The 18,232-nt window shown below is 52.4% G+C and carries 19 protein-coding genes and 1 tRNA gene; 11 read left to right on the top strand and 9 right to left on the bottom strand.

Annotation, left to right across the window (positions count from 1 at the left end):
• Positions 1 to 24: 24 nt before the first annotated feature.
• Positions 25 to 294, top strand: a complete 270-nt coding sequence (locus LC073_RS08665) for a hypothetical protein (protein WP_226646130.1) — start codon at positions 25 to 27, stop codon at positions 292 to 294.
• A 74-nt stretch (positions 295 to 368) separates the two neighbouring features.
• On the opposite strand, the gene LC073_RS08660 is transcribed toward LC073_RS08665, so the two are convergent.
• The 6 genes from LC073_RS08660 to LC073_RS08635 form a co-directional block, all read right to left on the bottom strand.
• Positions 369 to 1,019, bottom strand: coding sequence for an MAE_28990/MAE_18760 family HEPN-like nuclease (locus tag LC073_RS08660; RefSeq protein ID WP_226646129.1), 651 nt, complete (start codon positions 1,017 to 1,019; stop codon positions 369 to 371).
• 76 nt (positions 1,020 to 1,095) lie between these two features.
• Complete coding sequence (locus LC073_RS08655; protein ID WP_226646128.1) at positions 1,096 to 1,833, bottom strand: DUF262 domain-containing protein; 738 nt, start codon at positions 1,831 to 1,833, stop codon at positions 1,096 to 1,098.
• Between the two features lie 244 nt (positions 1,834 to 2,077).
• Positions 2,078 to 2,575, bottom strand: coding sequence for a macro domain-containing protein (locus LC073_RS08650; RefSeq protein ID WP_226646127.1), 498 nt, complete (start codon positions 2,573 to 2,575; stop codon positions 2,078 to 2,080).
• The gene (locus LC073_RS08645) at positions 2,551 to 2,832 is read right to left on the bottom strand and encodes a DUF6881 domain-containing protein (protein WP_226646126.1); all 282 of its coding nucleotides are present in this window, start codon (positions 2,830 to 2,832) and stop codon (positions 2,551 to 2,553) included. The genes LC073_RS08650 and LC073_RS08645 overlap by 25 nt, the downstream gene beginning before the upstream one ends.
• 13 nt (positions 2,833 to 2,845) lie before the next feature.
• Positions 2,846 to 3,181, bottom strand: a complete 336-nt coding sequence (locus LC073_RS08640) for an HYD1 signature containing ADP-ribosyltransferase family protein (RefSeq protein WP_226646124.1) — start codon at positions 3,179 to 3,181, stop codon at positions 2,846 to 2,848.
• Between the two features lie 629 nt (positions 3,182 to 3,810).
• Positions 3,811 to 3,897: transfer RNA gene (locus LC073_RS08635), tRNA-Leu, on the bottom strand.
• A gap of 178 nt (positions 3,898 to 4,075) precedes the next feature.
• Here LC073_RS08635 and queA point away from each other — a divergent pair.
• The 4 genes from queA (at position 4,076) to secF (ending at position 9,369) form a co-directional block, all read left to right on the top strand.
• A complete protein-coding gene (gene queA / locus LC073_RS08630; protein WP_226646121.1) occupies positions 4,076 to 5,149 on the top strand; it encodes a tRNA preQ1(34) S-adenosylmethionine ribosyltransferase-isomerase QueA in 1,074 nt (357 codons plus the stop codon).
• Positions 5,146 to 6,282: a tRNA guanosine(34) transglycosylase Tgt gene (gene tgt / locus LC073_RS08625; RefSeq protein WP_226646119.1), complete on the top strand. Its 1,137-nt coding sequence runs from the start codon at positions 5,146 to 5,148 to the stop codon at positions 6,280 to 6,282. Before queA ends, tgt begins: the two co-directional genes overlap by 4 nt.
• Positions 6,283 to 6,487: 205 nt before the next feature.
• Positions 6,488 to 8,356 (top strand): protein translocase subunit SecD, encoded by a 1,869-nt coding sequence (gene secD, locus LC073_RS08620; protein WP_226646117.1) that lies wholly within the window; start codon positions 6,488 to 6,490, stop codon positions 8,354 to 8,356.
• An 11-nt stretch (positions 8,357 to 8,367) separates the two neighbouring features.
• Positions 8,368 to 9,369, top strand: coding sequence for a protein translocase subunit SecF (gene secF / locus LC073_RS08615; RefSeq protein ID WP_226646115.1), 1,002 nt, complete (start codon positions 8,368 to 8,370; stop codon positions 9,367 to 9,369).
• Between the two features lie 138 nt (positions 9,370 to 9,507).
• Here the strand turns inward: secF and LC073_RS08610 are convergent, their stop codons facing one another.
• From LC073_RS08610 to pyrC, 3 genes are all read right to left on the bottom strand, one after another.
• The gene (locus tag LC073_RS08610; protein ID WP_226646113.1) at positions 9,508 to 9,702 is read right to left on the bottom strand and encodes a hypothetical protein; all 195 of its coding nucleotides are present in this window, start codon (positions 9,700 to 9,702) and stop codon (positions 9,508 to 9,510) included.
• Between the two features lie 184 nt (positions 9,703 to 9,886).
• Positions 9,887 to 10,561: a ribonuclease T gene (rnt, locus tag LC073_RS08605; protein ID WP_226646111.1), complete on the bottom strand. Its 675-nt coding sequence runs from the start codon at positions 10,559 to 10,561 to the stop codon at positions 9,887 to 9,889.
• 89 nt (positions 10,562 to 10,650) lie between these two features.
• The gene (gene pyrC, locus LC073_RS08600) at positions 10,651 to 11,682 is read right to left on the bottom strand and encodes a dihydroorotase (RefSeq protein WP_226646110.1); all 1,032 of its coding nucleotides are present in this window, start codon (positions 11,680 to 11,682) and stop codon (positions 10,651 to 10,653) included.
• Positions 11,683 to 12,002: 320 nt separating this feature from the next.
• Between pyrC and LC073_RS08595 the strand changes: the two genes are divergently transcribed.
• From LC073_RS08595 to ccoG, 6 genes are all read left to right on the top strand, one after another.
• Complete coding sequence (locus LC073_RS08595; protein ID WP_226646109.1) at positions 12,003 to 13,223, top strand: argininosuccinate synthase; 1,221 nt, start codon at positions 12,003 to 12,005, stop codon at positions 13,221 to 13,223.
• Between the two features lie 199 nt (positions 13,224 to 13,422).
• Positions 13,423 to 14,877: a cytochrome-c oxidase, cbb3-type subunit I gene (gene ccoN, locus LC073_RS08590; protein ID WP_226646108.1), complete on the top strand. Its 1,455-nt coding sequence runs from the start codon at positions 13,423 to 13,425 to the stop codon at positions 14,875 to 14,877.
• Between the two features lie 11 nt (positions 14,878 to 14,888).
• On the top strand, positions 14,889 to 15,506 hold the full coding sequence (ccoO, locus tag LC073_RS08585) for a cytochrome-c oxidase, cbb3-type subunit II (RefSeq protein WP_226646107.1): 618 nt from the start codon (positions 14,889 to 14,891) through the stop codon (positions 15,504 to 15,506).
• Between the two features lie 18 nt (positions 15,507 to 15,524).
• Positions 15,525 to 15,758 carry a cbb3-type cytochrome oxidase subunit 3 gene (locus LC073_RS08580; RefSeq protein WP_226646106.1) on the top strand — a complete coding sequence of 78 codons (234 nt, stop codon included), beginning with the start codon at positions 15,525 to 15,527 and terminating at the stop codon, positions 15,756 to 15,758.
• Entirely contained in the window at positions 15,758 to 16,666 is a 909-nt protein-coding gene (gene ccoP, locus LC073_RS08575; protein ID WP_226646105.1) for a cytochrome-c oxidase, cbb3-type subunit III, read from the top strand. The genes LC073_RS08580 and ccoP overlap by 1 nt, the downstream gene beginning before the upstream one ends.
• A 141-nt stretch (positions 16,667 to 16,807) precedes the next feature.
• Positions 16,808 to 18,226: a cytochrome c oxidase accessory protein CcoG gene (gene ccoG, locus LC073_RS08570; RefSeq protein WP_226646103.1), complete on the top strand. Its 1,419-nt coding sequence runs from the start codon at positions 16,808 to 16,810 to the stop codon at positions 18,224 to 18,226.
• Positions 18,227 to 18,232: the final 6 nt, after the last annotated feature.

Below are 18,232 nucleotides of genomic sequence, written 5' to 3'. Positions count from 1 at the left end.
TATACACTTAAAAGGAGAGAAGTTATGAAAAGAAATAGTAACAGGTTTGAAATTTTCGTTGGTGGTGTTCATTTACTGAATGGCGGTGCAAGCAGCTTTAAAGCTGCTGCACCCACCAGAGAAAAAGCAAAGGAGCTGGCGGAAGAGATTGCTAAGTCAGAAAAGGCGATGTTTTATCGCTGGTTGCATATTTTAGATTCTGAGGCAGGGCGGGTTGTCTGCTATTCAATAAAGTTGGGGAGGGTGTTGGAGGAAAGGAAGGTCTTGTCATGCCATGGACGGGTTGCCTCATAACTTATATAAACTTTTTATGAGGAGCGTATACATGTCGATAGAATAGATAATATTTTGTATACGCTCGCCGGATATTACGCAGCTTTATATGCCTCAGTGAGACAGGAGTTTTCCAGTAAACTTTTGAAGGTTCCCATTAGACCCAGTACTTCATCAGCCATTTCGATAAAATCCTCCGTGTTAATTTCAATTGACTCGCCATGTGCTACGTAATTTCTTCTGCCGACCAACTTTAAATCTATTAATTTTTCTTTTGATTCATACAGCTCATAATTTAAGCCTAGGCACCACATAATTTCTTTTAAAACAGTTGTTGAGAGGTTGGATTGAGTGTCAACAACGTTCTTAATTGGTATTTTTGCTCTCGTGGATTGATTTTCAATAGTGTAGCGTGTTACTTCATCGAACGCTGAGTATTTATTTGAGTCGCTCGCTTTATCTATTTTTCCTCGAACAAGAAGAGTTATAAAGTTGCTCCTAAGTTCAGATATGTTGTGTCTTTGTGAGGCAACATACTCTAAAAAATAAGTCCCTGATTTTTTAACGAACCCCTCCCAGTGTGCATACAGCAGGGCTATTCCGGATCGGCAAAGGACCCTTTTTCTTATGTTGGATACAGACGGTTCTTCGATAAGGTTCTTTAGTTCTGATATCTCTCTCAATCTCCAGACATGATCTTGTCCAATTCGATCAACGAGATCTTCTTTTGTTCTAATTGCCGCCATTAAAAACCTCTCTGCCGAATGGCAAAATTCTTGGTAATCGACGTGTGGCAGTTATCCCAGATCCTGACCAGTCCGTTTAGCGATTATTGCTCCAAATATTTTTAGCTTTTTCACGTATGTTGGTAATTGAATTTCCAGCATTTAAATTGTAACCAATACCGTAGGCAACTACTTCATACTGAGATAGTAAAAAGCCGCCCGTAAATTTTGTTTTCTCAGTGCTGTATCTCTTGAAAGATTCCTCAGAAAGAGAGCCTTGAAGTAGGTCAAATGTTTCTTTGAATAATTGTTCCCACTGAGTGCGATCAAAGCTTTCATTTGTTGCGATTATTCTCATTTTTTCAGTAATAAATATACCTACGTCACCTAGTTGATCCAATTCATTCTCATCAATACAAGAAAAGATCAAAAATCTTAGTGCTAGCTCAAGGTCATAAGACTCTTGAATAGGTCGATCGCTGAGCGAAATACACTCTTGAAATGCTGGGTAAGAGGCCAATGACTTAAGCCATGTATAAAATTCTTTATTTAACATTACTAAAATGCAATTTCTGACTTCTTGCGGGCTTAGGTCTGTTCCTCCAGTATTCAACCTTTGAAATAGGTCATACTTTGAGGTCTCATCGCTCTCCTTAAGAATAATGCTAACATTAATTTTAGACCTTTTTATGATAAGTCTAAGTTCTTGTGTGAAAGAGGAACTTGAGTTATCAGGACTATTCCACATTTTACCATCCAAGCTCGGTAAATATTTTGTTCCTGAAAGGGTAAGAGGAGTTACGTTGTTAGAATTTTCATCCTTTAGGATGCCCATTCACTTATAGACATTGCGTATCCGTCAGTCCTTATTTCTCTTCTTTTTTCATTAACTTCTTCAGTTAGTGACATTGTCATTCCCTTTTTTTATATAAAAATGCGTTGGATTTTGTTGTCTATGCAGGGCGCTCATCTGAGTTTGCTGGAGTAGTTGTGGTTAGGGAGAGTTATGATTTTTACTCACTCTTAAATCATTGCGTTTTTAATCGTAGTGTTTATTCATTGCTGTTTAGATTTAAAGGTTATTCAAAATCATAAACAAAAACTTCGATGCCTTTCGATGTCAAAGAAGTATTTATAATAGGTTCTATTTGTTCCCATTTTCCGCCCGCAAGCCCGCAGCCAATTCTAGGCATATGAACAGATGCTGATTTTTCCAGTGCATAATCTGCGACTAATGTAAGGCCCTCTCGAACTGAATCATAACGAACAGGTGCAGGCGCTGTTTTGTTCCTAGGTGAGCGAACACCATGTTGGCCGATGATGTTTGCCACAGTTAGAGTTTCAGTTACTGCAACGAACTGAACATCACCAAGTTGTGGTTTTGTATTTCCATCAAACCAAGCTTTGTATTGGCTTTCAGGTTCTTTCCATCTTTTGCTAATCGCCAATACAAATCCACGCCCCCATTTTCCCAAGTCATTGCATACATGGGTAATAATCGCGTGCCCCTCAGTTTGAGGGGCGGTGGCATCACCTTTTACATAATGTATGCTCACTTTCCTGTAGCTTCCTTCCATTTGGCTTCAAATTGCTGAGGAGTAATGGTTTTTATATCAAACTCGGCCTGATTGGCAATTTCGGCTATAGGTGGTACTGCTGCAATTCCGAGTCTTGTTGTTTTTGATGAGGCTTTTTGGGAGGCAAAGCCTAGTGATCCATCTTTGAATATTTCTACTTTTCGAGTTTCAAAGCGATCGCTGTTGAGCTCACTGTAGAATTCTACTGGGCAGTTTTCTGGGCTGTTATGCCACTTTGAATAAATATAAGAAGACATGAGTTACCTCGATTTAGTTTTTCCCGTGGCCGGTCAGCCTTTCGGTAATGTCCAAGGGTTTTAAGTTTGGTATCAAGTGGACATGCTTTCGCCCATAAATGACGCTCAGCCCCTTCACATTAATATTGATGTGATGAGTGAAGCGGTGCCCCGCCCATGGGATATTAAAAAATATCATAGATAGTTGCCCCGGCCTTTTGCTGCCAGGAGTTATATCACTAAGGTATTGGCCAGCGCCGAAGCGTGCATCTTTTGGGTTGTTTGCCTTTAATGAAGGGCGAATGGATTTACTTTTAAGAATGCCAGAATAACCGGCTTCATTTGTGTAGTGATAAAGGATTCTATCCATAGAAAAGACCTTAGCGTTCGTTGCAATTACTTTTTGGTACGAAAGTGCCGCTGTGCATGCTGAGCCGTGTACTGACCCAGACTCAGATATTGTGATGCTTTTTGGTTGGCTTGCGAAGCCCTTAATAGTTGGGAAGTGCTACTTCAGTGGAGGGGGATATGTGGAGGTATCCCTTTTCATTTTCTTTCATTCCTAATTGACGGAGGTTTGGAGATAAAAGCTGGAAGAACCCCCAAAGAATTTTAGGATTTTTTGCGGCTTCAACCTCTTTCGATTGTTTTTCGATCACTCAAAATGGCCGCCGGTCACTCCCCCCCACGCCTGCCGATTTTGGGCGTTCTTTTAGTTGATGAAGTGACACAAGCGGCCAGGGCCTGAGCTGGTACGGGGTTAGGGTAAGAACTGGATTTCACACTTTGAAGAGTTTTGAAGAGAAGTGAAGAAGAGTTTCATCTAAGCCGGGGGCGGATAACCGGGATCCACAGGTGGGTCAAATGCGGGCCAAAAAATTTCTATGTGGACACAATGTGGACACTTTGGAGCTTTTAAGCGCCATTCTTCAAAATTAAGGGAAGGTAAGCCAAAATTAAAAAACCCGCGAAAGCTAGCGCTGACGCGGGTTTGAGAGATGGTACCAGAGGCCGGACTCGAACCGGCACGCTTTTAAGGGCGGGGGATTTTGAATCCCCTGTGTCTACCAATTTCACCACTCTGGCACTTTCGCTGCTCGACCTTGGGGTCGGTGCGAAGAGGGCGTGATTATAGCAATGCTTTGGCCGGGGTCAACCAGTGAATTCAATAACTTAGCGCATTTTCTGTCGCTCCAGTTAACAGCTCCTAAAATTTCCTATAACCTTCGCGACCTCTCCATAGCTTCTAAATTTCCAGGATTCCATGCAGCGTCAGGACTTTGACTTTCATCTGCCCGATGAGCTGATCGCACGCGCACCTACCGAAGAGCGCCGTGGCAGCCGTCTTTTGTGTCTGGATGGGCCCAGCGGGGCCATCGTTCACCGGCAGTTCCCAGATATTCTCGACCAGGTACAGGCAGGTGACCTGATAGTCTTTAACGATACGCGGGTGATTCCGGCGCGTTTGTTCGCGCAAAAGGAGACCGGCGGTAAGTTGGAAATACTGGTGGAGCGGGTGCTCAACGACACTGATATCTGGGCCCATGTGCGCTCCAGTAAGTCGCCCAAACCCGGCTCCAGTATCGTTCTTGAAGATGGCACTCGTATCGAGGTCACAGGCAGGAAGGATGCGCTGTTTGAGTTGTCCTTCCCGAAAGAAGAGGGTGTGCTGGCGATTTTGGATCGCCTCGGCCGTATGCCGCTGCCTCCTTATATTGATCGGGAAGACGAAGCCAGTGATCGCGAGCGCTACCAAACCGTATACGGCCGCAAGGCCGGTGCCGTGGCAGCGCCGACAGCGGGGCTGCACTTTGACGATGAAATGATGGGTGCGCTTCGGGCTAAAGGAGTCGAGGTTGCCTTCGTTACCCTGCATGTGGGTGCCGGAACCTTCCAGCCGGTGCGCGTGGACAATATTTATGAGCACCAGATGCACAGCGAAGTGCTGGATGTCTCCCAGGGTGTCGTAGATGCTGTAGCCGCTTGCCGTGCTCGCAATGGCAGTGTGATTGCGGTAGGTACCACCAGTGTGCGCGCATTGGAGAGTGCGGCGCGCAGTGGCCAGTTGCAGGCCACGGTGGGGGAGACCGATATCTTTATTTATCCCGGCTATGAATTTCAAGTTGTGGATAAGTTGGTCACCAACTTCCATCTGCCGGAATCCACCCTGTTGATGCTGGTGAGTGCCTTCGCGGGGTACCAGCATACGATGGCCGCTTATAAGGCCGCTGTTGAGGAGCGTTACCGCTTCTTTAGTTACGGCGATGCCATGTTTATTACCCGTGATCCCAATGCCGTAAAAGAAGAAGTAGCACCAACGAAAGGAGATACCCAGTGAGCCGCGAATGTTTTATGCAGTTTGAAGTGGATACCACTGATGGCAAGGCCCGTCGTGGCCGCTTGCGTTTCCCTCGTGGCGTGGTGGAAACCCCGGCGTTTATGCCGGTGGGTACTTACGGCACTGTTAAAGGTATGTTGCCGAGGGATATCGAGGGCATCGGTGCGCAGATTATTTTGGGCAATACCTTCCACCTGATGCTGCGCCCGGGTACCGAAGTAGTTAAAGCCCACGGCGATCTGCACGATTTTACCCAGTGGTCCGGCCCGATCCTGACCGACTCCGGCGGTTTCCAGGTATTTAGCCTGGGTGAGCTGCGCAAGATTACGGAAGAGGGGGTTTCCTTCCGCTCGCCGATTGATGGCAGCCCGGTATTCCTGGACCCGGAAGAGTCCATGCGCGTTCAGCGTGACTTAGGTTCCGATATCGTCATGATCTTTGATGAGTGCACCCCTTATCCGGCCACTACCGATGAAGCGCGCAAGTCTATGGAACTTTCCCTGCGTTGGGCGGAGCGCTCCAAGAAGGCCCACGGTGATAGCCCGTCGGCGCTGTTCGGTATTGTGCAGGGCGGTATGTACCCGGAGTTGCGCGATGTGTCCCTGCGCGGCCTCACCGAGATTGGTTTCGATGGTTATGCCATTGGCGGCCTGTCTGTGGGTGAGCCGAAAGAGGAGATGATCAAGGTCTTGGATCACCTGGCACACAAGATGCCGGAAGACAAACCGCGTTACCTGATGGGCGTGGGCAAGCCGGAAGATATTGTCGAGGCGGTGCGTCGCGGTGTGGATATGTTCGACTGCGTTATGCCCACGCGCAATGCGCGTAACGGCCACCTGTTTACCTTTGAAGGTGTGGTGAAAATCCGCAATGCCAAGCACCGCCACGATACGGGCCCCTTGGAGGAAGAGTGCGATTGCTACACCTGTGAGAATTTCTCCCGCGCCTACCTGCATCACCTGGATCGCTGTGGTGAAATTCTCGGTGCCCAACTGAATACGATTCACAATCTGCGCCACTACCAACGTCTGATGCAAAAGCTGCGCGATGCAATTGCCGCCAATGCGCTGGAGGATTATGTCGCGGAGTTCTACCGCCGCTTGGGCCGTGAGGTGCCGCCGCTGCAGGCCTAGTCCTGTCGCACTTTTATCCTATTTGGGGCGCAGTCGAGCGCATCGCTGTGCCCCCGTCATTTGTTCAGCCCCCTGATCTCCGTATAATCGCCTCCACCTTTGTCGGGAGCCCGGCACCTTGCAATCCGCTCGCTGTGCCCACATATCCAGGCAAATTGCCAAGCTTTACCGGCCCTCGGGGTCACACTAGAACAATGAGAACAGCATGAATCGCTACCCGATCTGGAAGTACTTTCTGATTCTCGCGGTTGTGGCCTTCGGCCTGATCTACGCCGCGCCCAACCTCTATAAGCCGGACCCTGCGGTGCAGATTTCCGGGCAGTCCAGCGCCATGGTGATGGATGAGAGCGTCCTCACTAAGGCGCGCAAAGCCCTGGATGATGCAGGCATCCAACACTTCGGCGGAGAGGTGGGTGACAAGGCGATCCTGATCCGTCTTGACTCGATCGACCAGCAGTTGCCCGCCAAGCGCGCTATTCAAGAGGCATTGGGGCACAGCGATTACGTGGTGGCTCTGAACCTGGCATCCACAACCCCCAAATGGCTCAGTGATATCGGTGCGAGCCCCATGAAGTTGGGTCTCGACCTGGCTGGTGGTGTGCACTTCCTGATGGAGGTGGATACCAACACCATCGTAAAAACCAATATGGAAGGCTACGCGCAGGATGTGAAAACCAAGCTGCGTGCGGCCAAGGCCCGCTACCGCAGTGTGGACCTGGTTGATGATCGCGAGATCGTGGCGCGTTTCCGCAACGATGAGTTGCGCAGCCTGGCCCTGTCCACTATGCGCAAGGAATTCCCGCAGTTACAGCTGAGCGAATCCGGCAGCGGCGAGAACCTGGAAATTCGCGCTACCTTGTCCGAGCAGGAAATCAAGCAGCTTGAAGACTACGCCGTATCCCAGAACCTCACCACCCTGCGCAACCGGGTGAATGAGCTGGGTGTGGCCGAACCGATCGTACAGCGCCAGGGGCGCAACCGTATCGTGGTGGAGCTGCCTGGTGTTCAGGACACCGCCGAGGCCAAGCGGATTATCGGTAAGACCGCCAACTTGGAATACCGTATGGAGGCCAGCCCCGATGAGCTGGTCACCAATAAGGAGTACTTCGAATATCGCGGTGAGCGCCAGCAGCAAATGTACGGTGGTGCCTGGCTGGAGCGTAAGATCATTATCAAGGGTGACAGCGTTACCAATGCTCGTGTTGGCTACGACGAAAGTGGTCTTCCCCAGGTAAATATCACCCTGGATTCCCGCGGTGGTGAACTGATGCACCGGGCTACCTGGAAAAATGTTGGCCGCCGTATGGGTACTCTGTTTATCGAGACCCGCTTTACCCCGCAGACCAAAATGGATGCTGAGGGTAACCAGGTTACCGAGCAGGTTAAGACCGAAGACAAGAAAATTATCAGCCTTGCCACAGTGCAGAGCGCCCTGGGTAAGCAGTTCCGTGTAACTGGACTGGATAGCCCGGCGGAAGCTCAGGAATTGGCCCTGTTGCTGCGTGCCGGTGCCTTGGCTGCGCCCATGTACTTTGTGGAAGAGCGAGTGATTGGTCCATCTTTAGGTGCGGATAACATCAAGGTGGGTGTGCAGTCAGTGCAGATCGGTCTGCTCGCGGTGATTATCTGTATGCTGATCTCTTACCGGCTGTTTGGCCTCGCCGCCAATCTTGCCCTGGGAGTTAACCTGATTCTGTTGGTGGCAGTGATGTCGATTCTCGGTGCCACCCTGACGTTGCCGGGTATTGCCGGTATCGTTCTGACTGTGGGTATGGCGGTGGATGCCAACGTACTGATTTTCTCGCGAATACGGGAGGAACTCAGGAATGGGATGCCGCCCCAGTCGGCGATCAGCGCTGGCTTCGATAATGCCTACAGCACTATTGTGGATGCCAACATCACCACCTTAATTGTGGCGGTCATCCTCTATGCGATTGGTTCGGGTCCGGTACAGGGCTTCGCAGTGACTCTGTCGATCGGTATTCTTACCTCCATGTTTAGTGCCATTATGGGCACGCGTGCAATCATCAACTTGTTCTACGGCGGTCGCCGTGTACAGAAGCTCTGGATTTAAGGAGACTGGCCATGAGTGAGACCAAAGTGGAAAGCGGTAAAATCACCGAGTATATGGGCAAGCGTGTGTATGACTTCATGCGCTGGCGTAAGCTTGCCGCAGCGATATCCATCCTGCTGGTGCTGGCCTCAATTGGGGTGCTGGCAGCCAAGGGCCTGAAGTTTGGCCTGGACTTTACCGGCGGTACCCAGGTTGAAGTGGGTTTTGAAGTTACCCCATTTATAAATGATGTACGCACCCAGCTGGAGGATGCCGGCTATAAAGGTGCGACGGTGGTGAATTATGGCTCCGACAACGAGCTGATGATCAAATTGCCTCCGGAGGTCACTGAAGAAGTCACCCAGATCAGCGCCACCAATCAGGAAGCCACAACGCCCATCGGCAATAAAGTGGTTGAAGTGCTACATGCGGGCAGTGATGGCAACGTCACCCTGCGTCGCGTTGAAATGGTGGGTCCGCAAGTGGGTGCCGAGCTGCGCGACGATGGCGGTTTAGGCATGTTGGTGGCTTTGGCGCTGGTGATGCTGTATGTGACTCTGCGCTTCCAGTACAAGTTTTCTATCGGGGCGGTTACGGCACTGGCACATGATGTCATCATTGTGTTGGGATTTTTCGCGCTGCTGGGACTGGATTTCGATTTGACTGTGCTGGCGGCAGTGCTGGCGGTGATCGGTTACTCCCTGAACGATACCATCGTTGTGGCTGACCGTATCCGCGAGAACTTTCGCAAGGTCCGTAAGGCAGACCCGGAGGAGATTATTAATATCTCCATCAGCCAGACTCTCGGCCGTACCTTTATGACCTCGTTCACCACTTTGTTAGTGCTGTGGGCGCTGCAGTTTTTTGGCGGCGAGCTGATTCACAACTTCTCCCTGGCTTTGATTGTCGGTGTGGTTGTGGGTACTTACTCCTCGATTTATGTGGCCGCAAATGTATTGATGGCATTGCATATCTCCAAAGAGGATCTGATGCCGGCAGTGAAAGAGGGCGCGGAGCTGGAAGAGATGCCCTAATTCGGGATAGCTCTTCAATAAAAAAGGCCGCTAAATAGCGGCCTTTTTTTATGGTCCCGATTTCGCAACCGCTGATGATCAGGTGCTGAAATCGGGGCCTTAAACTGTGGAGCAGGAAATGGAAGCCGTGGTGTAAAGTTAGCCGCGGGGCTTCTTGCCTAGAGTGATATGTTTGGGGCCGGAGGTGTTAGTCTGGCCGCTCACGCCCTTGGGGACCTGTTCAATTTCACCGCCTTTCGCCAAAAAGGCCTGCACCTGCGCCTCAATACTCTCACTGGTCTCTAGAGGTGTGTTCTGCTTGCGACTGGAAGAGGAGGATGCTTTTTTGGCCACGTTGACTGTCCGGTGTTTTGGGTTAGCGAGTCATCATACAGCAAACTGCATAAAAAAGCACCCAATTGTCTAAGTGGCATCCATAGTGCGCAGTTTGCCGCCACGGGAGTGGCTAAAGGAGAAGGGTGCAGAGGGGGGCGGAACGGACTGCTCCGACCACTGACAGGGGAGTGCTCGCAGGAGGCTAGTTGGCCTCCTGCTCCTCGAATTCCGTGCTGGCCACTGGCCAGCCACCCAGTTCCCGCCATTTGTTGACGATACCGCAAAATAGGGTTGCGGTTTTTTCCGCATCGTATTCGGCGGAGTGGGCGCAGCTGTTATCGAATTCGATACCGGCGACCTGGCAAGCTTTGGCTAACACGGTTTGACCGTAGGCAAGCCCGGCGAGGGTGGCGGTATCGAAGCAGGAGAACGGGTGGAAAGGGTTGCGTTTAATACCGGTTCGCTCAACTGCCGCATTTACAAAACCCAAATCGAAGTGGGCATTGTGGGCGACCATAATGGCGCGGGTGCAGTTGTGCTTCTTCACTGCGCTACGGATCTTGCGAAACATTTCCGGTAGGGCGATTTCCTCGGGCCAGGCTTCGCGCTCGGGGGACTCCAGGTCGATGCCGATAAAGTCGAGGGCCGACTGCTCTACATTGGCGCCCTCGAAGGGTTCCAGGTGGAAGCTGTGGGTCTCCAGTGGGAAAAGTTTCCCTTCTTCATCCATATCCAGGATTACCGCCGAAATTTCCAGCAGGGCATCGGTGCGCGCGTTAAAGCCGCCGGTTTCCAGGTCGATCACAACCGGCAGGAAGCCGCGAAATCGCTGGGCAAGTGGGCTCTTTGGTCCTGTGGGTTCTTCCGCGGGGGTCACTTTGGGTCCTTGTAAATCTCAGTTGTGTCGATACAAATCCGGCGAGCAGGGATTCGCGGGCTTGTGACCCGCGAAGGTTCGAGCTGGAATTATACGAGCTTCCAGTTCAGGGTTTCACCGGCGGCCAGGGGGATCAGCTTTTCGCCGCCCATCTCCAGGGCTTCCGGTAGTGCCCAGGGCTGCTTAACCAGGGTAATGGTGCCCTGGTTGCGCGGCAGGTCGTAAAAATCGGGACCGAAATTGCTGGCGAAGCCCTCGAGCTTATCCAGCTTTCCGGCGCGTTCAAAGGCTTCGGCGTAAAGCTCGATGGCAGAGTAGGCGGTATAGCAACCGGCGCAGCCGCACTCGTGCTCTTTCTTGTGATGCGCGTGGGGAGCCGAGTCGGTGCCGAGGAAAAATTTCGGGCTGCCACTGGTGGCTGCTTCAATCAGTGCGGACTGGTGATCGCCGCGTTTCAGGATCGGCAGGCAGTAGAAGTGCGGACGAATGCCGCCTACCAGCATATGGTTGCGGTTGTACAGCAGGTGATGTGCGGTAATGGTTGCGGCAACCCCTTCGCGGGCACTCTGCACGAACTCGACCGCTTGGGCGGTGGTGATATGTTCAAACACCACTTTCAAAGTCGGGAAATCATCTACCAGGCGGGACAGAGTCTTCTCGATAAAAACGTGTTCGCGATCGAAGATATCGATATCACTGGTGGTTACTTCCCCGTGCACGAGCAGCTTCATGCCGTAGGACTGCATTTCTTCCAAAGCCGGGTAAATATTGGCGATATCTGTTACTCCGGAGTCGGAGTTGGTGGTGGCGCCGGCGGGGTAGAGCTTCGCTGCGATCACACCGGCTGCGTGAGCCTGGCGAATGACTTCGGCATCGGTCATGTCGGTGAGGTAAATCACCATCAGCGGTTCAAATGAACGGCCGGTTGGGACATGCTGGAGAATACGCTCCCGGTACGCGGTTGCGCCCTCGGCGTTGGTGACAGGCGGAACCAGGTTTGGCATCACAATTGCGCGGTGGAATTGTCGGGCGGCATCGCCAACGGTGCGCTCCAGAGCGGCGCCGTCACGCAGGTGAATATGCCAGTCGTCAGGGGCGCGAAGAGTGATTTGCTCCGTCATGGTACTCCAGGATATCAATTGCTGTAGAAGAGTCTCTGTGCGGCGCGCATGCTACCCGATGCGGGGTGAAAATGCGATCTGCGGGCCGGTTGAAAGTTAATCAATTGTGTAGACTCACACCTTGGCGCTAGTCGATTGCGAACAGAGGCGCTACAATCGCGCCCCGATAAAGTATGTGGGTATTTATTGTGCCCATAAATACCGATGCTGGGCATACCTCCAAAAATAACCTCCCCCAGAACAATACGAGCTTCACAGAAAGGTGATCCAGGTCGCCGCACTTTGGTCGTGGTGACGAAATCCGGCAGCAGAGGACAGCAATGAGCAAAATCGAGAAGGTGGTACTGGCATATTCCGGCGGACTGGATACTTCAGTAATCGTGCGCTGGTTGCAGGATACCTATGACTGTGAAGTGGTGACCTTCACCGCGGATATTGGCCAGGGTGAAGAGGTTGAGCCGGCGCGAGCCAAGGCTGAAGCCCTCGGGGTTAAAGAGATTTATATCGATGACCTGCGCGAGGAATATGTGCGGGACTTCGTTTTCCCAATGTTCCGCGCCAATGCCATCTACGAGGGCGAGTACCTGCTGGGCACTTCTATTGCACGCCCGTTGATCGCCAAGCGTTTGATTGAGATTGCCAACGAAACCGGCGCCGATGCCATTTCTCATGGCGCCACCGGCAAAGGTAACGACCAGGTGCGCTTTGAGTTGGGTGCCTATGCGCTGAAGCCAGGGATTCAGGTTATTGCGCCCTGGCGCGAATGGGATCTAAATTCCCGCGAAAAGCTGATGCAGTACTGCGAGCAGCACAAAATTCCCGTGGACTTCTCTTCCAAGAAGAAAAAGTCCCCCTACTCGATGGATGCCAACCTGCTGCATATCTCTTATGAGGGCGGCATTCTCGAGGACCCCTGGGCTGAGGCCGAGGAAGATATGTGGCGCTGGAGTGTGAGCCCTGAAGCCGCGCCGGATGAGCCGACTTATATCACTATCGGATTTGAGAAAGGTGATCCGGTCTCTATCGACGGCGAGCGCCTGAGCCCGGCCACCCTGTTGGAAAAACTGAACAAGCTGGGCGGGGCCAACGGCATTGGCCGTCTGGATATCGTGGAGAACCGCTATGTGGGTATGAAGTCCCGCGGTTGTTACGAAACCCCTGGCGGCACGATTTTGATGAAGGCACACCGCGCTATTGAGTCCATCACCTTGGACCGCGAAGTGGCACATATGAAAGATTCCCTGATGCCGCGTTATGCCGACTTGATTTACAACGGCTACTGGTGGTCTCCAGAGCGCCGCATGTTGCAGGCCGCAATTGATGAATCTCAAGCAGTGGTAAATGGTGAAGTACGCCTGAAGCTCTACAAGGGTAGTGTGAGCGCTGTTGGGCGCCGCTCTGCTGATAGCCTTTTTGATGAGCGCATCGCTACCTTCGAGGACGATGCCGGGGCCTACAACCAGAAAGATGCGGAGGGCTTTATCAAGCTCAACGCCCTGCGCCTGCGTATTGCCGCCGGTAAAGGAAGAAAGTTGATTTAGTCGACTTAGTTGATTTAGATCAGCCAAGGCCGGTGAGGGATGCGTTTAAATCCTTATCCGGCCAACAGTGACAGTTGTGTGTATGCCCGTGGCTTCGTAGATAGGTTCACAAGTAGCTTCATACATAACTGCCGCAGACCCAGTGGTGGGCCAGGCCCGCTCAGTGGATCCGAATTTTAAAAGCAACGGAAGTAAAAACATGACGACAACGGTGGCAAAGACCGGCCATGTGCCGGACTATGACTACAAAATCGTGCGCCAGTTCACCATCATGTCCGTGGTCTGGGGCATCTTTGGCATGGGCATGGGCGTATTGATTGCAGCTCAGCTGGCCTGGCCAGAGCTCAATAATTTCTGGCAGCCCTTCTCCCATTTCGGGCGATTGCGGCCACTGCACACCAATGCGGTTATCTTCGCATTCGGTGGTAGTGTTCTGTTTGCCACCTCCTATTATGTGGTGCAGCGCACCTGTCAGGTACGCCTCTGGGGTGGCTGGCTGATTCCTTTCACCTTCTGGGGATGGCAGATCGTTATCATCGCAGCGGCAATTACCCTGCCGATGGGCTTCACCTCCACCAAGGAATACGCTGAACTGGAGTGGCCGATCGATATCCTGATCGCCGTAGTTTGGGTCGCTTATGCGCTGGTGTTTTTCGGCACCATCATGAAGCGCAAGACCTCCCATATTTACGTTGCGAACTGGTTCTTCGGTGCTTACATCATCACCATCGCCGTACTCCATATTATTAATAATTTGGAAATTCCGGTTGCTCCGTTCAAGTCTTACTCCATCTACTCCGGTACCAAGGATGCGATGATCCAGTGGTGGTACGGCCACAACGCGGTAGGCTTCTTCCTGACTGCGGCCTTCCTCGGCATCATGTACTACTTCGTACCCAAGCAGGCAGGTCGTCCTGTTTACTCCTACCAGCTTTCTATCGTTCACTTCTGGGCTTTGATCTCTCTGTACGTATGGGCCGGTGGTCACCACCTGCACTACTCAGCGCTGCCCGACTGGGCGCAGAGCCTGGCGATGGTAATGTCCTTGATCCTGCTAGCGCCTTCCTGGGGCGGTATGATCAACGGCATCATGACTCTGTCTGGCGCCTGGCATAAGCTGCGCACCGATCCGACATTGCGCTTCCTGGTGGTATCCCTGTCCTTCTACGGCATGTCCACCTTCGAAGGCCCGATGATGTCCATCAAGACTGTGAACGCGCTGTCTCACAACACCGATTGGACTGTTGGCCACGTACATTCCGGCGCATTGGGCTGGGTTGCGATGATCTCTATCGGCGCTCTGTATCACCTGGTTCCGGTTCTGTGGAAGCGTCGCGAAATGTACAGCACCAAGCTGATCAACGCGCACTTCTGGCTGGCGACTGTGGGTACTGTCCTGTACATCGCGGCCATGTGGGTAAATGGTATTACCCAGGGGCTGATGTGGCGCGCCTTCAACGCCGACGGCACCCTGACTTACAGCTTCGTTGAGAGTGTTGTGGCTAGCCACCCGGGTTACGTGGTGCGCTGGTTGGGCGGTGCCATGTTCCTGGTAGGTATGCTGCTGATGGCTTACAACGTTTACCGCACGATTACCGAAAAAGTAAACGATACCGAAGCCGATAACACCGTTCGAGCAGTGCCTGCGGCATAGGAGTTTAGATCGTGAAGAATCATGACATCGTAGAAAAAAACATCGGCTGGATGATCTTTTTCACCATTATCGCCATCAGCTTTGGTGCTCTGGTGGAGATTGTTCCGCAGTTCTTTACCAAGGCTAACTACACCCCGCTGCCGGGCCAGAAGCCACTGACCGCACTGCAGCTGGAAGGCCGCGATATCTATATTCGCGAAGGCTGCCACGTTTGCCACACGCAGATGGTGCGTCCGCTGCGCGCTGAGGTGGAGCGTTACGGTCACTACTCCATGGCTCAGGAATCCGTGTACGAGCACCCCTTCCTGTGGGGCTCCAAGCGTACTGGTCCCGACCTAGCCCGCGTGGGTGGCCGCTACTCCAATGAGTGGCAGCGTGCCCACCTGTACAACCCGCGCAGCGTCGTGCCTGAATCCATCATGCCGGCCTACCCCTGGTTGTTCGACAACGTGGTTACCGGTAACTACACCGCACGCAAAATGGAAGCCCTGCGCCTGGTGGGTGTCCCCTACACCGATGATGATATCGCCAATGCGGCCAAACCTTTCGCCGGCGGCAAGGTGAAGGAAATTGATGCTCTGGTCGCTTACTTGCAACAGCTGGGTACTCTGGTCACCCAAAAACGCTAATAGCGAGGAAGGAAACTCGTGACTATCGAAACTTTACGGGAAATCGGACTGGTTATCGGATCACTGGCCTTCCTGGCTATCTGCTGGTGGGCCTTCTCTCCGAAGCGCAAGAAGCGCTTCGAAGAGGATGCCAATTTGCCATTTGCCGATGATGAGCAACAAGCCGACAAGGACGCGTCAGCCGCTCAGAAGGATGAATCCAAATCCGGGCAAAAGCCCGGGACTGAACGAAAACAGGGGCAGGACAAGTAATGAGTACATTCTGGAGTTTGTGGGTTATTGTGCTCACCCTCGCCAATCTGGCGTTGATTACCTGGGTGCTGTTCGCCAACCGAAAAGTGGCAGTGGACGACCAGGCTGAACCGGAAAATAAAACAACCGGCCACGTATACGACGGCATCGAGGAGTACGACAACCCTCTGCCCAAGTGGTGGTTCATGCTGTTTATCGCCACACTGGTGTTTTCAGCGGCGTACCTGGTGATCTATCCAGGTTTGGGTAACTTCAAGGGTCTGGGGGGCTGGTCATCTGTCGGTGCACTGGAAGCTTCCCAAGCAAAAGCCCAAGAGAAGTTCGATGAGCACTTTGGCAAATACCTCGATATGCCCATTGAGGAAATTGCCCAGAGCCCAGAAGCACTGAAAATGGGCGGGCGGATCTTCGCCAACAACTGCGCTGTGTGTCACGGTGCGGATGCCGGCGGTAACTTCGGCTTCCCCAACCTGACAGATAACGCCTGGCTTTACGGCGGCACCCCGGAGAAAATTCTGGAGACTATTAATAATGGTCGTCAGGGCATGATGCCTCCGCAGGGGCCGGTTATCGGTGAAGAGGGTGTGCGCAATGCCGCCGAGTTTGTGCTCTCCCTCAATGGCCTGGAGCACGACAAGGCGATGGCCGCCGAGGGCCAGAAGGTGTTCAACACCGTATGTATGGCCTGTCATGGATTGGATGCCAAGGGCAACCAGGCCATCGGCGCACCTAACCTGACCGATGACTTGTGGCTCTACGGCAGCAACCGCGAGCAGATTCAGCACACCATTCGCGGTGGGCGCTCGAATAAGATGCCAGCGCAGAAGGAGAAACTGCGTGAAGACAAGATCCGCCTGGTGGCGGCCTATGTCTACAGCTTGTCCAAACAGGACGAAGAACAGCAGTAATCGAATAAGGCCCGCCTAATTAGTCGGGCCTTATTTTTATACAAGGAGCTCCGGGTGCTGCAGGGACGGAGATAAAAGCCTCAACATAAGTGGCTACCTGTGCCCGCGTGCAGTTTTTGCCCGTGTGAGAGTGAGGTTTTTGTGAGTGACTTGATTCCCACCCGCGAAGAGCAGGAAGGTAATGGCGAAGTTCGCTACCGCATGCTCTATGAGTCGGACGACAAGATTTATATTCGCCATATTCGCGGTATTTATACCCGAATTCGCAAGTACACAGGCCTGCCGCTGTTACTGGCTTTCTTTTTTATCCCCTGGATCAATATCGACGGGCGCCAGTCGGTCTTTTTTGATCTTCCCACCCGCCAATTCCATATTCTTTGGACAACCTTTGGCCCACAGGATGGCTTCCTGCTGGCTTGGTTGCTGATCATTGCAGCCTTCGCCCTGTTTGCCGTTACCACCTGGATGGGACGGGTCTGGTGTGGTTTCACTTGCCCCCAGACCGTGTGGACCATGATGTTTATGTGGGCGGAGCGGGTCTGTGAGGGCGACCGCAATAAGCGTATGAAGCTGGATAAAGCACCCTGGAACGCAGAAAAGATTTTGCGGAAGGGGGGCACTCATGTTATCTGGTTGTTGATCTCGCTGGCCACGGCCCTGGCCTTTGTCGGTTACTTTTACGGTATACGCGATCTAGTGGTGGATCTGGCTACTTTTAACGCCCATCCACAGGGTGCTTTTTGGGTTGCCTTCTTCACTTTCGCTACTTACTTGAACGCTGGTTTCCTGCGCGAGCAGGTGTGCAAGTACATGTGCCCCTACGCGCGTTTCCAGTCGGTGATGTATGACGAGGACACCCTCGCAGTCTATTACGATGCCAAACGTGGTGAGACTCGCGGACCGCGCAAGAAGAATGTGGATTACAAAGCCGAAGGGATGGGCGACTGTATCGACTGCTACTGGTGCGTACAGGTCTGCCCGGTAGATATCGATATTCGCGATGGTCTGCAGTTTGAATGTATCAACTGCGGCCTCTGTGTCGATGCCTGCAACAGCGTGATGGACAAGATGGGGTATGAGCGCGGTCTGATTCGCTTTACCTCCGAGGACGAGCTGCAGACTGGCAAGACAAACTTTTTGCGACCGCGCCTGTTTGGCTACGCAGTCGTTTTGCTAGCCATGGTAGGATTGTTTTCGCATCAGGTGGCAACTCGCAGCCCTATCGAGGCGGAGATCACCCGTGACCGTGGTGCCCGTATGTTCCGGGTATCCCGCGGGGTGGTGCAGAACGTATACACCGTGAAGATCAACAATATGGATCAGGCGGCCCATGAGTTTACGATCCTTATTGAGGGCAACCCGAATTATGACTATTCGGTGCGCAAGCCGCGTAACATCTACCTGAAGGCCGGTGAAATTTATCCGGTGCCGATTCGGGTGAGTGTGCCCAAGACTCAGCTGAAGGATACCAAGCACGATATCGAAATCGTGGTGCAGGCTGTCGACGACCCGGAGTTGGTCACTAAGCATCGAACGGTATTTATTGGTCCTAAGCAGTAGACGGGA

This window comes from Microbulbifer variabilis, assembly GCF_020524905.1.
Lineage (GTDB): Bacteria > Pseudomonadota > Gammaproteobacteria > Pseudomonadales > Cellvibrionaceae > Microbulbifer > Microbulbifer variabilis_A.
The sequence above is the reverse complement of the archived record's forward strand: the minus strand, read 5'-3'. Positions and strand labels throughout refer to the sequence as shown.